Origin of the sequence: Polaromonas sp. DSP2-3-2b2 (assembly GCF_049895905.1) — a bacterium.
Classification (GTDB): Bacteria; Pseudomonadota; Gammaproteobacteria; order Burkholderiales; family Burkholderiaceae_C; genus Polaromonas.
Map to the genome: position 1 here is coordinate 16,228 of NZ_JAFCTH010000022.1, position 14,662 is coordinate 30,889.

11 protein-coding genes are annotated in these 14,662 nt (G+C 61.5%); 4 read left to right on the forward strand and 7 right to left on the reverse strand.

The genetic code is table 11. The features are described 5' to 3' along the window. Positions 1 to 47: 47 nt before the first annotated feature. On the reverse strand, positions 48 to 1,220 hold the full coding sequence (locus ACP7AD_RS15430; RefSeq protein WP_426148660.1) for a PQQ-dependent sugar dehydrogenase: 1,173 nt from the start codon (positions 1,218 to 1,220) through the stop codon (positions 48 to 50). 268 nt (positions 1,221 to 1,488) lie between these two features. Here ACP7AD_RS15430 and ACP7AD_RS15435 point away from each other — a divergent pair, with 268 nt between their 5' ends. After that, positions 1,489 to 2,088, forward strand: a complete 600-nt coding sequence (locus ACP7AD_RS15435; RefSeq protein ID WP_426148659.1) for a C40 family peptidase — start codon at positions 1,489 to 1,491, stop codon at positions 2,086 to 2,088. A gap of 203 nt (positions 2,089 to 2,291) precedes the next feature. Here the strand turns inward: ACP7AD_RS15435 and lpdA are convergent, their stop codons facing one another. From lpdA to aceE, 4 genes are read right to left on the reverse strand one after another with little or no spacing between them, the layout of a single operon-like run. Continuing rightward, complete coding sequence (lpdA, locus tag ACP7AD_RS15440) at positions 2,292 to 4,163, reverse strand: dihydrolipoyl dehydrogenase (protein ID WP_426148658.1); 1,872 nt, start codon at positions 4,161 to 4,163, stop codon at positions 2,292 to 2,294. After that, positions 4,160 to 4,750 (reverse strand): MFS transporter, encoded by a 591-nt coding sequence (locus tag ACP7AD_RS15445; protein ID WP_426148657.1) that lies wholly within the window; start codon positions 4,748 to 4,750, stop codon positions 4,160 to 4,162. The genes lpdA and ACP7AD_RS15445 overlap by 4 nt, the downstream gene beginning before the upstream one ends. Continuing rightward, on the reverse strand, positions 4,747 to 6,453 hold the full coding sequence (gene aceF / locus ACP7AD_RS15450) for a dihydrolipoyllysine-residue acetyltransferase (RefSeq protein ID WP_426148656.1): 1,707 nt from the start codon (positions 6,451 to 6,453) through the stop codon (positions 4,747 to 4,749). The genes ACP7AD_RS15445 and aceF overlap by 4 nt, the downstream gene beginning before the upstream one ends. 44 nt (positions 6,454 to 6,497) lie before the next feature. Continuing rightward, positions 6,498 to 9,233, reverse strand: coding sequence for a pyruvate dehydrogenase (acetyl-transferring), homodimeric type (gene aceE, locus ACP7AD_RS15455; protein ID WP_426148655.1), 2,736 nt, complete (start codon positions 9,231 to 9,233; stop codon positions 6,498 to 6,500). Positions 9,234 to 9,514: 281 nt separating this feature from the next. Here aceE and ACP7AD_RS15460 point away from each other — a divergent pair, with 281 nt between their 5' ends. From ACP7AD_RS15460 to folD, 3 genes are all read left to right on the forward strand, one after another. Continuing rightward, a complete protein-coding gene (locus ACP7AD_RS15460; protein ID WP_426148654.1) occupies positions 9,515 to 12,067 on the forward strand; it encodes a PAS domain S-box protein in 2,553 nt (850 codons plus the stop codon). A 63-nt stretch (positions 12,068 to 12,130) separates the two neighbouring features. After that, a complete protein-coding gene (locus tag ACP7AD_RS15465) occupies positions 12,131 to 12,757 on the forward strand; it encodes a response regulator transcription factor (RefSeq protein WP_426148653.1) in 627 nt (208 codons plus the stop codon). A gap of 84 nt (positions 12,758 to 12,841) precedes the next feature. Further along, positions 12,842 to 13,687 carry a bifunctional methylenetetrahydrofolate dehydrogenase/methenyltetrahydrofolate cyclohydrolase FolD gene (gene folD / locus ACP7AD_RS15470; RefSeq protein WP_426148652.1) on the forward strand — a complete coding sequence of 282 codons (846 nt, stop codon included), beginning with the start codon at positions 12,842 to 12,844 and terminating at the stop codon, positions 13,685 to 13,687. 25 nt (positions 13,688 to 13,712) lie between these two features. On the opposite strand, the gene ACP7AD_RS15475 is transcribed toward folD, so the two are convergent. Further along, positions 13,713 to 14,153 (reverse strand): DUF4149 domain-containing protein, encoded by a 441-nt coding sequence (locus ACP7AD_RS15475; protein ID WP_426148651.1) that lies wholly within the window; start codon positions 14,151 to 14,153, stop codon positions 13,713 to 13,715. Further along, complete coding sequence (gene greA, locus ACP7AD_RS15480) at positions 14,153 to 14,629, reverse strand: transcription elongation factor GreA (RefSeq protein ID WP_029525109.1); 477 nt, start codon at positions 14,627 to 14,629, stop codon at positions 14,153 to 14,155. The genes ACP7AD_RS15475 and greA overlap by 1 nt, the downstream gene beginning before the upstream one ends. Between the last annotated feature and the right edge of the window lie 33 nt (positions 14,630 to 14,662).

The following is a 14,662-nucleotide window of genomic DNA, read 5'->3' on the forward strand; positions in this document are numbered from 1 at the left end:
GAGGCATCACCGGCGCGCTGCTGGCAAACGGCCGTGATGCCGCTCGTTCACTTGCTGCCCTGCAGCGGCAGCAGACGGATGAGCTTGCCATTGCTGCTGTCGGTCAGCACATACAGCAGCCCGTCCGGACCCTGCCGCACATCGCGAATGCGCTCGCCGACATCGCTGAGCAGCTTGTGCTCGCGAACCACCTTGCCGCCAAACGGTGCCGAAAGTTCAATCCGGTCCAGGTAAGAAAACTTGAGCGACCCGACAAACAGGTTGCCCTGCCAGGCCTTGCCATAACGCTCGCTGGTCAAAAAGGCCATGCCGGACGGTGCAATCGACGGAACCCAGTAATGCAGCGGCTGCTCCATTCCGGCCTTGCGGCTCAGTCCGTCGCCGATCTTGCCACCGCCGTAGTTCTCGCCATAGGTGATGTCCGGCCAGCCGTAGTTGGCGCCTGGCCGGGGCAGGTTGATTTCGTCGCCGCCCTGCGGCCCGTGCTCATGCATCCAGAATGTGCCATCGGGCGCGAGCAGGGCGCCCTGGGCATTGCGGTGGCCATAGCTCCAGATTTCAGGCAATGCGCCTGCCATGCCGGCAAAGGGATTGTCGGCAGGCACCGAGCCATCCTTGTTGATGCGCACGATCTTGCCGTGGTGGTTGTCGAGTTTTTGCGCATCCTCCTTGCGTGAAAAACGCTCCCCCAGCGTCAGGAACAGCTTGCCGTCAGGCCGGCCATTGGCGCCAGGCGCGCGGCTTTCAACAATGCGGCAACCAAAGTGGGCCGAACTGGCAACTTTCGGTTTCTGGCTGAAAAGCACCTTGAGATTTTCCAGCCTCTCCCCGTCAGCGCTGAGGCTGGCGCTGGCCAGGGCCGTGCTGTTGGCCCGGCCGGTGGCGGCAGGCTCCGAATAGCAGAAATACAGCGTGCGGTTGCGGGCAAAGTCACTGTCCGTCACCACGTCGAGCAGGCCGCCCTGCCCGCCTGCCGCAATCTCGGGAAGACCGGCCACGGTTGCTGACGCACTGCCATCGGCAGCCAGCAAACGCAAGCGCCCAGCACGCTCGGTGACCAAAAACCGCCCGTCAGGCAGAAAGGCAAGCGCCCATGGGTTTTGCAGCCCAGACGCCACGATGTCGGCGCGCACTTCCTGTGCCTGCGCCCAAGGCGCCAGCAGGCTTGAGGCAATGGTCAAAACCGCAGGAAACAACCGCCAGTTCAGGGCTGAAAGCATGTTTTGGTTCCTTGAATTGATTTGGGTGGCTTTGTGATATTGCCAGAAGGGAATAGTTCAAAGCACGGCAGGCTGAAACCTGGACCTACCCAAGGACGTAGTCGATGCTGCAGAATGCCTTTGCCATGCGGCTGTTTTCAAAAAACAACCCTTCACAAAAGCAGAAACGACTTTTTCAATCAAATACAAGAAAATTTAACTAATAGAAAAGAAAATAGGATAGCGTTTTTGTTGACGCAGGAGCAATCCGTCAAGTATGCTCGGCGCCATGCGAATGATTCCACCTGTACTTGTCCTGGCCATTGCTGCACTTTGCACCTTTAGCGTCCATGCATCACCCGACCGCTCCAGCGACGAGATCGACAGGTTGCTCGCAGACCGGGGCCTTCTGACAAAAATTGACCATGTTCGCCAAAACGTCAGCCAGAAAGCGTCCGAGCTGGTCGTCAATGCCATGGGCTTTCTGGGGGTTCCCTATAAATGGGGAGGCACCGATGCCAACACCGGATTTGACTGCAGTGGCTTTGTAGTTTCCGTCTACCAGCAAAGCATTGGACTGCTGTTGCCGCGCAAGGCCGAACAACAGGCGGCAGCCACCCAGAAGATAGACCAGACCGATCTGCAACCCGGCGACCTGGTGTTTTTCAACACCATGCGGCGCGCCTTCAGCCACGTCGGCATCTATGTCGGCAACGGCAAGTTCATTCACGCCCCCAGAGCAGGTGCCGAAGTCAGGGTGGAAAGCATGAGCGGCAGCTACTGGCAGAACCGCTTCAACGGCGCACGGCGCGTGATCAGCAATGCGGCCGAGTCGGTCAATCCGGTGCCGGTCGCCGCTTCATACGGCGACGCTGCCTCGATTCGCTGAATCGCATGGCCTGCGCCCATCGGCGGGCAATTCATTTTTGATAGCTGCCTGTGCATACGCCGTATGCGCAAGGCGGCTTTTTCGTTTGTATCCGACTGAAATTCCAGCAGTAAGCAAAGCCAAGCGCCCCGTGCCCGTTTGACGGAGCACCAGACGCTTGGCTTTTTTGCAAGGCATTCAAGCAGGCATGACGCCGGCAATGCCTATTTCCGCGCGGGCGGCAAGTCGGTGCAGCTGCCGTGCGCCACTTCCGCGGCCATGCCGATGCTCTCGCCCAGTGTGGGGTGCGGGTGAATCGTCTTGCCGATATCCACCGCATCGGCGCCCATTTCAATCGCCAGCGCAATCTCGCCAATCATGTCGCCGGCGTGCGTGCCGACCATGCCGCCGCCCAGAATCTTGCCGTGGCCGTGGGCTTCAGGTGAATCGTCAAACAGCAGCTTGGTGAAGCCTTCGTCGCGGCCGTTGGCAATCGCGCGGCCTGAAGCGCTCCACGGGAACAGGCCTTTTTTGACCTTGAGGCCCTGCGCCTTGGCCTGGTCTTCGGTCAGGCCGACCCATGCCACTTCGGGGTCGGTGTAGGCCACGCTTGGAATCACCCGGGCATTGAAGGCGGCGCTGGCCAGTTCCTTGTTGCCCTGCAGTTCGCCGGCAACTACCTCGGCAGCCACATGCGCTTCGTGCACCGCCTTGTGCGCCAGCATCGGCTGGCCGACGATGTCGCCGATAGCGAAAATGTGCCGCACGTTGGTGCGCATCTGGATGTCCACCGGAATGAAACCCCGGTCGGTCACGCTGACGCCGGCTTTGTCAGCAGCAATCTTTTTGCCGTTGGGGCTGCGGCCCACGGCCTGCAGCACCAGATCGTAGGTTTGCGGCGCAGGCGCGGTGCCGCCCGGCTCTGCGCTTTCGAACGTCACCTCAATGCCTTCGGGGGTAGCCTTGGCGCCCACGGTCTTGGTCTTGAGCATGATGTTGTCAAAGCGCGGCGCGTTCATCTTTTGCCAGACCTTGACCAGGTCGCGGTCGGCGCCCTGCATCAAGCCGTCGAGCATTTCCACCACGTCCAGGCGGGCGCCCAGCGTGCTGTAGACCGTTCCCATTTCCAGGCCGATGATGCCGCCGCCCAGGATCAGCATGCGCTTGGGGACTTCCTTCAGCCCCAGCCCGCCGGTGCTGTCCACCACGCGCGGGTCTTCGGGCATGAAGGGCAGGCGCATGGCCTGGGAGCCAGCGGCGATGATGCAGGTCTTGAAGCCGATGGTCTGCTTCTTGCCGGTCTTTTCCTGCGACGTGCCGCTGGTTTCCTCGACTTCGAGGTGGTTGGCGCCGACAAAAGCGCCGTAGCCGCGCACCACGGTGACCTTGCGCATCTTGGCCATCGCGGCCAGCCCGCCGGTCAGTTTGTTCACGACCTTTTCCTTGTGGCCGCGCAGCATGTCGATGTTGACGGTGGGCGCGCCGAAGTCAACGCCCAGCGCGGCCATGTGGCTGACTTCGTCCATTACGCTAGCGACATGCAGCAGCGCCTTGGACGGAATGCAGCCGACGTTCAGGCAGACGCCGCCCAGCGCGGCGTAGCGCTCGACCAGCACGACCTTGAGGCCCAGGTCGGCCGCGCGAAAAGCGGCGGAATAGCCGCCGGGGCCGGCGCCCAGCACCAGCAGGTCGCAGTCTAGGTCGGCCGTGCCACCGAAGCTGGCGGCGGCGGGTGTAGGCGCTGCAGAAGCAGGTGCTATCTTTTCAGGAGCTGCCGGCGCAGGCACAGATTGCGCAGGAGCCTGTTTTGGTGCTTCAACCGGAGCGGCGGCCGCGCCTGCGGCGCCGGCGACTTCCAGCGTCAGCACGACCGTGCCCTGCTTGACCATGTCGCCGAGCTTGACCAGGATGTCCTTGACCACGCCGCCCTGCGACGACGGGATTTCCATGGAAGCCTTGTCGCTTTCCACGGTGATCAGGCTTTGCTCGGGCTTGATGGTGTCGCCGGGCTTGACCAGCACTTCGATGACGGAGACTTCGTCAAAGTCGCCAATGTCGGGCACCTTGATGTCGATGAGGTTTGCAGAGGCACTCATGAGGAGGCTTTCAGTTTGAGGGTGAATACGTCAATCGGTCCGCCGGAATTCTTGTCGAACTCGCAACCGGCGTTCATTCCGGCCATGGCCACCTCGCGGGCGGTCCTGGCCTTGGCCCAGCTGGCGTGCATCGCGCCCAGCGCAAAGCTGCGGCCCGAGCCCACACCCCAGAATTCCTTGAATTCAAAGACTTCGCGGTAGCTGTAGAGGCCATAAATACCGGTAGCGTTGGCAATGAGCACGGTGAACTGGCTGGACTCGTAGGGGTCGTTGTCGTCTTCCTTGCTCTGCAGGAAAAACGATTCCTTGAGCAGGGAATGCAATTTTAGGAAGGTGTCGAACACCTCCTCGCGGCTGTTCAGCCGCAGTTCCTCGGGGGGCAGCGTGGACATGGCCTTGCGCAGCACGGGAAAGTGCGCCACAGTGCCGGCCATGCCGATGTAGCTGACGCCCTGCGGCGTCTCGACCATGAAAATTTTGCTGTTGGCTTCAAAGCGGTGGCTCAGGCGGGTATCGCCAAAGGTCACAAGCGTGTCGGCGGCCATCACCACCTGACCCGCTTTTTTGACCACCACCAGCGTTGTCACAGGAAGATTCGGCGGAAGTCCGCCAGAACCTGGCCGAAGTACGCATTGAAACGCGCCGCTGCTGCGCCGTCGATCACGCGGTGGTCCCAGCTGAGCGACAGCGGCTGCATCAGGCGCGGCTGGAAGGCCTTGCCGTCCCAGACGGGCTCAATCCGGCTCTTGCACACGCCCATGATCGCCACCTCGGGCGCATTGATGATGGGCGTGAAGTAGCGCCCGCCAATGCCGCCCAGCGACGAGATCGTGAAGCACGCGCCCTGCATGTCGGCCGGGCCGAGCTTGCCATCGCGCGCCTTCTTGGCCAGTTCGCCCATTTCCTGCGAAATCTGGATGATGCCTTTCTTGTCGGCATCCTTGATCACCGGAACCACCAGGCCGTTGGGCGTGTCGGCGGCAAAGGCAATATTGAAATATTGCTTGAGCACCAGCTGGTCGCCGTCGAGCGAGGCATTGAACTGCGGGAACTTCTTGAGCGCCGCCACCGAGGCCTTGACCAGGAAGGCCAGCATCGTGATCTTGACCCCGGATTTTTCGTTTTCCTTGTTCATCTGCACGCGGAAGGCTTCAAGCTCGGTGATGTCGGCATCGTCGTGGTTGCAGACGTGCGGAATCATCACCCAGTTGCGGTGCAGATTGGCGCCGCTGATCTTCTTGATGCGCGACAGCGGCTGGCGCTCGACCGGACCGAACTTGGTGAAATCGACCTTTGGCCACGGCATCAGGTCCAGCCCCGCGCCGGTTCCGCCACTGGCTACAGCGGCGGGCGCGGGCACCTTGGCCACCTGCGCCTGGGTGCGCGTGTCGCCGGCCATCACGGCCTTGGTGAAGCCCTGCACATCGTCCTGCGTGATGCGGCCTTTGGGGCCGGAGCCTTTGAGCTCGGCCAGCGGCACGCCCAGTTCGCGGGCGAACTTGCGGACCGATGGTGAGGCATGCGGCAGGCCGGTGGTCAGCGCTGCCGTTGGTTCATGCGCGGGCTGCGCCTGGGCGGCTGCAGCGCTGGGCGCGGGCGTGGCGGGCACCGACGCAGTGGCGGCAGCGGGTACGGACGCCGCCGGGGCTGCGGCTGGAACCAGTGCAGGCGCAATGGCCGCCGGAGCAGCCGAGCCTTCCAGAATCGCCAGCAGGTCGCCGATATTGACGGTGTCGCCCAGCTTGACCTTGAGTTCCTTGATCACGCCGGCAGCAGACGATGGAATCTCCATCGACGCCTTGTCGGATTCCACGGTGATGAGCGATTGCTCGACCTTCACGGTGTCGCCCGTCTTGACCAGCACCTCAATCACGACCACATCCTTGAAGTCGCCAATGTCCGGAACCCGCACTTCGACCGGTCCAGCCGCCGCCGGGGTGGCGGCTGGCGCTGGCGCGGCAGGTGCCGGTGCAGCGGGCGCTTCTGTTTTAATAGCTGCTTGCACAGGCGCCGCCTGCGCAGGAGCCTGTTTTGGCTCTGATTCCGCGGCGCCGGCCACTTCCAGCGTCAGCACGACCGAGCCCTGCTTGACCTTGTCGTCGAGCTTGACCTTGACCTCCTTGACCACGCCGGCGTGGCTGGACGGGATTTCCATCGAGGCCTTGTCGGACTCGACCGTGATCAGCGACTGCTCGGCCGTCACGGTGTCACCGGGCTTGACCAGCAGTTCGATGACGGTGACTTCGTCGAAGTCGCCGATGTCAGGGACTTGTATATCTACCAATGCCATGCTTTTGTCTCCGTTTGCTTGCGTCTTGGACTGAATTTTTTACGTCAAGCGTAAAGCGGATTGATCTTGTCGGCATTGATGCCGTACTTCTGGATGGCTTCAGCCACCTTGGCGACCGGCACCGTGCCTTCTTCGCTGAGCGCCTTCAGGGCCGCCACGACGATGTAGTGCCGGTTGATCTCGAAGTGCTCGCGCAGCTTGCTGCGGAAATCGCTGCGGCCAAAACCGTCGGTGCCCAGCACCTTGTAGGTGCGGCCCCTGGGAATGTAGGAGCGGATCTGCTCGGCATAGGCCTTCATGTAGTCGGTGGAAGCGACCACCGGACCGGCATGGGCTTCGAGTTGTTCGGACACAAAGGAAACACGCGGTGCCTCCAGCGGATGCAGCAGGTTCCAGCGCTCGGTGCTCTGGCCGTCGCGCGCCAGCTCGTTAAAACTTGGGCAGCTCCAGACGTTGGCCGAAACGCCCCACTCTTTTTCCAGCAGCTCCTGCGCCGCGATCGATTCGCGCAGGATGGTGCCCGAACCAAGCAACTGCACGGTTGGCGCCAGCTTCGGGCCTTCGCTGCACAAATACATGCCCTTGATGATCTGCTCTTCGGTGCCGGGCTTGAGGCCGGGCATCGCGTAGTTTTCGTTCAGCAGCGTGATGTAGAAGTACACGTTTTCCTGCCGTTCGACCATGCGCTTGAGGCCGTGGTGCAGGATGACGCCGACTTCATGCGCGTAGGTCGGGTCATAGCTGATGCAGTTCGGAATCGTGCCGGCCAAGATGTGGCTGTGGCCGTCTTCATGCTGCAGCCCTTCGCCGTTCAGCGTGGTGCGACCCGAAGTGCCGCCGAGCAGAAAGCCGCGTGCCTGCATGTCGCCCGCCGCCCAGGCCAGGTCGCCGATGCGCTGGAAACCGAACATCGAGTAGTACACATAGAACGGCACCATGATGCGGTTGTTGGTGCTGTAGGAGGTGGCCGCCGCAATCCAGCTGCTCATGCCGCCGGCTTCGTTGATGCCTTCCTGCAGGATCTGGCCCTTTTTGTCTTCCTTGTAATACATCACCTGGTCTTTGTCGACCGGGGTGTATTGCTGGCCTGCCGGGTTGTAGATGCCGATCTGGCGGAACAGCCCTTCCATGCCGAAGGTGCGGGCTTCGTCCACCAGGATGGGCACGACGCGCGGACCGAGCGCCTGGTCGCGCAGCAACTGCGTCAGGAAACGCACATAGGCCTGCGTGGTCGAGATTTCACGGCCCTCTGCGGTCGGCTCCATCACCGCCTTGAAGGTTTCGATGGCCGGCACGGTGAAGTTCTCGTCGGCCTTGGCGCGGCGGTGCGGCAGGTAGCCGCCCAACGCCTTGCGGCGCTCGTGCAAATACTGCATTTCGGGCGTGTCGTCGGCGGGCTTGTAAAACGGCAGCTCGGCCAGCTGGCTGTCGGGAATCGGAATATTGAAACGGTCGCGGAAGGTCTTGATGTCCTCGTCGCCCAGCTTTTTGGTCTGGTGGACATTGTTCTTGCCTTCGCCAATCTTGCCCATGCCAAAACCCTTGACGGTCTTGATCAAGAGCACGCTTGGCTGGCCGGTGTGGTTCACCGCTGAATGGAACGCGGCATAGACCTTTTGCGAATCGTGGCCGCCACGGGTGAGCTTCCAGATGTCGTCGTCGCTCATCTTGGCGACCATTTCCAGCGTGCGCGGGTCGCGGCCGAAGAAATGCTTGCGCACATAGGCGCCGTCGTTGGCCTTGAACGACTGGTAATCGCCGTCGTTGCATTCCATCATGATCTTGCGCAGCGCGCCTTCGGTGTCGCGGGCCAGCAGCGGGTCCCAGCCAGAGCCCCAGATCAGCTTGATGACGTTCCAGCCGGCGCCGCGGAATTCGCCTTCAAGTTCCTGGATGATCTTGCTGTTGCCGCGCACCGGGCCGTCGAGCCGCTGCAGGTTGCAGTTGATGACGAACACCAGGTTGTCGAGCTTTTCACGCGCGGCCAGGCCGATGGCGCCCAGTGATTCGACCTCGTCCATTTCGCCGTCGCCGCAAAACACCCAGACCTTGCGGTTTTCAGTGTTGGCAATGCCGCGTGCATGCAGGTATTTGAGGAAACGCGCCTGGTAAATCGCCATCAGCGGACCGAGGCCCATCGACACCGTGGGGAACTGCCAGAAATTGGGCATCAGCTTGGGATGCGGATAGCTCGACAAGCCTTTGCCATCGACTTCCTGGCGGAAATTGAGCAGTTGCTCTTCGCTCAGCCGGCCTTCCAGGAAGGCGCGGGCATACACGCCGGGCGACACGTGGCCCTGAATATAGAGGCAGTCGCCGCCGTGGTTTTCACTCTCGGCATGCCAGAAATGGTTGAAGCCGGCGCCAAACAGGCTGGCGAGCGAGGCAAACGAGCCGATGTGGCCACCCAGGTCGCCACCATCAGCCGGGTGCAGGCGGTTGGCCTTGACGACCATGATCATGGCGTTCCAGCGCATGTAGGCGCGCAGCCGCTGCTCGATCAGCAGGTTGCCGGGCGAACGCTCTTCCTGGTCAGTCTCGATGGTGTTGACATAACCGGTGGTGGCCGAGAACGGCATGTCGATGCTGTTCTGGCGGGCGTGCTCCAACAGTTGCTCAAGCAGGAAGTGAGCGCGCTCGGGGCCATCGTTTTCAATGACGGCAGACAGCGCATCCATCCATTCGCGGGTCTCCTGCGTGTCTTTGTCCTGCATGGGGTCAAGGGAAGCACCCGCTGGGGAAATTCCGGATTGCTGGGTTTCGTCTGGGTTGGCGGCCATTTTGTCTCCTGAATAAATTTTTTAGCTTGTTACTTTGAACCGATGCAAGGCGCCATTGGGCCTGCCTGGGTCGCGTCTAGGACGCGTTTTTAAACCGAATTTAGGTTTAAGTCGCTAGTTTCTCACAATTAATTTTTAATTTCAAATAGTGCTTATTCATTTTGTATTATGAAATTTTATTGAATCTAAAAGATATGCATGCCCGCCTTACATTGAACTTATGAATTCGCATCCGACTCTGTCATGTAGCGCTTCTTCATCTAAGATCGTCAGCTTTTCCTATGTCCCAGACTCCGTTTTCCCCCACCACTGACGTAACCGCCAGTCCTGCGTCCATGGCGCTGTGGCGGCGCTGGTGGCGCAAACAGTCCCCGTCCCGCCAAGACCGGTTCATTGCACTGGGACCGCTGTTCGCCGTCATTCTTTTTCTGGCGGCCGTGATCGCCGCCTTTGCCTACCTGCGCATGGAAGAGATAGACCGCGAACAGCAGGCCGTCACCCGTGATGTCGAATATGCCCAGCAACGCCTTAGGCTGCGGCTGCTGGAACGGCAGGAGCAACTGATGCGAATCGGCCGCGACGTCTCCAATAACGAGATCAACGCCGAAGAATTCGTGATTCAGGCCGAATCGCTGGTCAACCAGAATCCGGAGCTGATGGCCATCAGCTGGATCGACAACCGGCGGCGCATCAAGGCTTCGTATGTTTCTCCGAGCGCGAACGTTATCGGGTCGCGCACTGTCGGCGAACAACTCAAGCTCGGTGAAACCGACGGCACGTTCGAACTGGCACGCGACCTGCGCCAGCCGGTGTACTCTCGGCCGCTGTTCGTGCAGGACGCGCGGCGCTCCAATGCCGCGAGCCTGCAGCTTCAGGTTCCACTGGATGAACAGGGACGGTTTGCCGGCGTGATCATGGGCGAGTATTCGGTGGACGGGCTGCTGCGCTTTGGCATTCCGACCGAAATCACGGCCAAATATGCCGTTGCCCTGGTCGACGACAAGGAAACGGTGCTGGCCGGCAACCTGCCGCCGGCCCGCGATGACGCGGCGCGGCTCCTGCCCTGGACCGAAGACGCGGCCAAATACGAAATTCCGGTGTCGCCCGTGGGCAATGGCCTCTTGATCCGCGCTGAAGGCTATCGCGCCTCACAGGGCGTGGTCGGCAGCGGCTTTTTCTGGCTGGTCAGCGCGCTCAGCGCCCTGACCGTGTGGATGCTGCTGGGCAACTGGCGCCATACCCGGCGCCGGGTGCAGGCGCAAGAAGCGCTGCAGACCGAAACCCATTTCCGGCGCGCCATGGAAAACTCGATGCTGACCGGCATGCGCGCGCTCGACCTGCAGGGCCGCATCACGTATGTCAACCCGGCTTTTTGCCAGATGACCGGACTGAACGAGGACGAACTCGTCGGCTGCACCGCGCCATTCCCGCACTGGCCCGAGTCGGAAATCGACACCCTGATGGGCCGGCTTGACGACGAACTGCACGGTCGGACGCCGGTGGGTGGATTTGAAGTCCGTGTCAAGCGCAAGAACGGCAACACTTTTGATGCACGTCTTTATGTGTCGCCGCTGATCGATCCGCACGGCCAGCAGACCGGCTGGATGACGTCAATGACCGACATCACCGAGCCCAAGCGCATCCGCGAGGAACTCACCGCTTCTTATGAACGATTTACCACGGTGCTTGAGGGACTGGATGCTGCCGTTTCCGTGGCGCCGATGGGCAGCAGCGAACTGCTGTTTGCCAACCGGCTGTACCGCTCCTGGTTTGGCGGCCAGGCTTCGGGCCATGTGAACCTGGTGGCGCAGGTGGGCGTGCCCACTTTCGCACCGTCTGGCGATGCCCTTGATGCGGTGGACGGCATGGCCGGTTTTCCGACCGATTCCCTGACCGATGCGCAGACCGCCAATGCCGAGATCTTTGTTCCCGAACTGGGTAAATGGCTGGAAGTGCGTTCGCGTTACCTGACCTGGGTCGATGGCCGCCTGGCCCAGATGGTGATTGCCACCGACATCACGCCGCGCCGCCATGCCGAAGAGCAGGCCGCCCAGCAAAACGAACGCGCCCAAAATGCCAGCCGCCTGATCACCATGGGCGAAATGGCGTCGAGCGTGGCCCACGAACTCAACCAGCCGCTGACCGCCATCAACAACTACTGCAACGGCATGGTGTCGCGCATCAAGGCCAACCAGATCAGCAACGACGACCTGCTGGCGGCGCTGGAAAAAACCGCCAAGCAGGCCTGGCGCGCCGGGCAGATCATCCAGCGCATTCGCGCTTTTGTTAAACGCAGCGAACCCAATCGCACCTCGGCGGAGGTGGCCACGCTGGTCAGCAATGCCATGGAACTGGCGGAAATCGAACTGCGCCGCCACCATGTGCGGCTGACCCATCACATTGCCGCCCGCCTGCCCGACCTGATGGTGGACCGGATTTTGATCGAGCAGGTGCTGATCAACCTGATGAAAAATGCGGCCGAGTCGATTGCCCAGTCGCACCGCCCCACAGCCCGGCGCAATGTGGAACTGCAGGTTATCCCGAAGCAGATCGACGGCCAGAGCGTGGTGGAGTTCTCGGTGCTCGATTCCGGTCAGGGCCTGTCGCCCGAGGTCATGGAACGCCTGTTCGAAGCCTTCTATTCGACCAAGGCCGAAGGCATGGGCATTGGCCTGAAACTGTGCCGCAGCATCGTCGAGTCTCACCAAGGCAGGCTGGAAGCGGTCAACCTCTACAATGGCGACGATGTCGTGGGCTGCCGGTTCACCTTCTGGATTCCGGTAATACCCCTGACATCACCGGCAGCGTCTGCCACCGATAGCATTGCCGCCTGAACTGCAGGCATTTCCTGGAAAAAACTCCACCATTTCCATTCAAGTTTACGAAGAAAGCAAGGCATGAGTTTGATACCCAAAAGAGGCACGGTCTATGTCGTGGATGACGACGAAGGTGTTCGTGACTCGCTGCAATGGCTGCTTGAAGGCAAGGACTACCGGGTGCGCTGCTTCGACTCGGCCGAGACATTCCTGAGCCGCTACGATGCGCGCGAAGTGGCCTGCCTGATCGTGGACATTCGCATGGGCGGCATGACCGGGCTGGAGCTGCAGGACCGCCTGATCGAGCGCAAGTCGCCGCTGCCCATCGTCTTCATTACCGGCCACGGCGACGTGCCAATGGCGGTGGACACGATGAAAAAAGGCGCGATGGATTTCATCCAGAAGCCCTTTCAGGAAGCCGCGCTGGTCGACCTGGTCGAGCGCATGCTGGCGCAGGCCAAGGATGCCTTCAACGACCACCAGCAGTCGGCCAGCCGCGACGCGCTGCTGGCCAAGCTGACCTCGCGCGAGGCGCAGGTGCTGGACCGCATCGTCGCCGGCCGCCTGAACAAGCAGATTGCCGACGACCTGGGCATCAGCATCAAGACGGTCGAGGCGCACCGTGCCAACATCATGGAAAAGCTCAATGCCAACACCGTCGCGGACCTGCTCAAGATTGCACTGGGCTCCACCACGCCCAAGGCTTGAGCCCCACCAGATACCTCGTTTTTAATAGCACCTCACGCCCGTGGCATATGCGCTGACGGACATTTTTACTTGAAACTCAAGAACATGACCGCCCAACTCATCGATGGCAACGCCCTTTCACGCCAACTGCGCACCGAAGTCGCCCAGCGCGTCGCGCTTCTGCGCGCCCGCGGCATCACGCCGGGACTGGCCGTGGTGCTGGTCGGCGACAGCCCGGCCAGCCAGGTGTATGTGCGCAACAAGGTCAAGGCGTGCGAAGACAACGGCCTGCATTCGGTGCTGGAGCGCTACCCGGCCGACATGCTGGAAGCCGACTTGCTGGCGCGCGTCGAGGCGCTGAACAACGACCCGGCGATTCACGGCATCCTGGTGCAGTTGCCGCTGCCAGCGCATATCGACGCGCAAAAGGTCATCGAGGCGATCTCGCCGGCCAAGGATGTGGACGGTTTTCACATCGGCAGCGCCGGCGCGCTGATGGTCGGCCAGCCGGGCTTCTGGCCCTGCACGCCCTACGGCTGCATGAAGATGCTGGAAAGCATTGGCTACGACCTGCGCGGCAAGCATGCGGTAGTGATTGGGCGCAGCAACATCGTCGGCAAGCCGATGGCGCTGATGCTGCTGCAGAAAAATGCCACCGTCACCATCTGCCACAGCGCCACGAAAGACCTCAAGGCGATGACACTGCAGGCCGACGTGATCGTGGCCGCCGTCGGCAAGCGCAACGTGCTGACCGCCGACATGGTGAAACCCGGCGCGGTGGTGATCGACGTCGGCATGAACCGCAACGAAGAAGGCAAGCTTTGCGGTGACGTGGATTTTGAAGGCGTGAAGGAAGTCGCCGGCTACATCACGCCGGTTCCTGGCGGCGTCGGCCCGATGACCATCACCATGCTGTTGGTCAATACGCTGGAAGCGGCCGAACGCAGCTGACTGAAGCATGGGTCTGCGCTGGCGCCTACCGCGTCGGCCGGGCACTCAGGCGCCACAGCGTCAACCCGGCGCACAGCCACTGGCCCAGAAGCATCGCGCTGCCCAGTCCATGCCAGAACCGCAGGTTGCCGCCGTCAGCGCGGGCGCTGACAATGCGCGGCGCAACGCCAAATTCGACCAGCAAGGCCAGCAACATTCCGGCCACTACGAATTTCATAGCTGTCTGTGCAGGCGCAGCTTGCGCAAGGGCACCTTTTTGATTGAAAACGATGAGCATCAGCAAGGCGCAGCCCGAACTGATCCAGGTTTGCGCGCCAAAGAGCCGGGCGGCCATCGCGCCGGCCGCTGCAGGACTGCCCAGGTGCACGAACAGCATCGGCACCACGACAAAAGCCAGAGCCGTCAAGCTGCCCCACCACAGGGCCGCCGCCAGCAGCCCGATCCGCTGACGCACCGGCGCACGCATCAAAGGTAGCTGACGGTCACGATCTCGTAGCGGCGGATGCCGCCGGGTGCCTGCACTTCGGCGCTGTCGCCCTCGTCCTTGCCGATCAGTGCCCTGGCAATCGGCGAGCCAATGTTGACCAGCCCGAGCTTGATGTCGGCTTCGTCCTCGCCGACGATCTGGTAGGTCACGCTTTCGCCGGTGGTTTCATCTTCCAGCTTCACGGTCGAGCCAAACACCACGCGGGTTCCCGGCTCGAAGGTGGTCGGATCGATGATCTGGGCAGCAGACAGTTTGCCTTCGACTTCCTGAATGCGTCCTTCGATGAAGCCCTGGCGGTCCTTGGCCACTTCGTATTCGGCGTTTTCGCTCAGGTCGCCCTGCGCCCGGGCCTCGGAAATCGCATTGATGACCCAGGGGCGCTGAACCGTCTTGAGGTTGTGCAATTCGGCTTTCAGCTTTTCCGCGCCGCGCTTGGTAATGGGTAAGGTGGTCATGTTCTGGTCCTGCAAAATGCGAAACCGCCACCA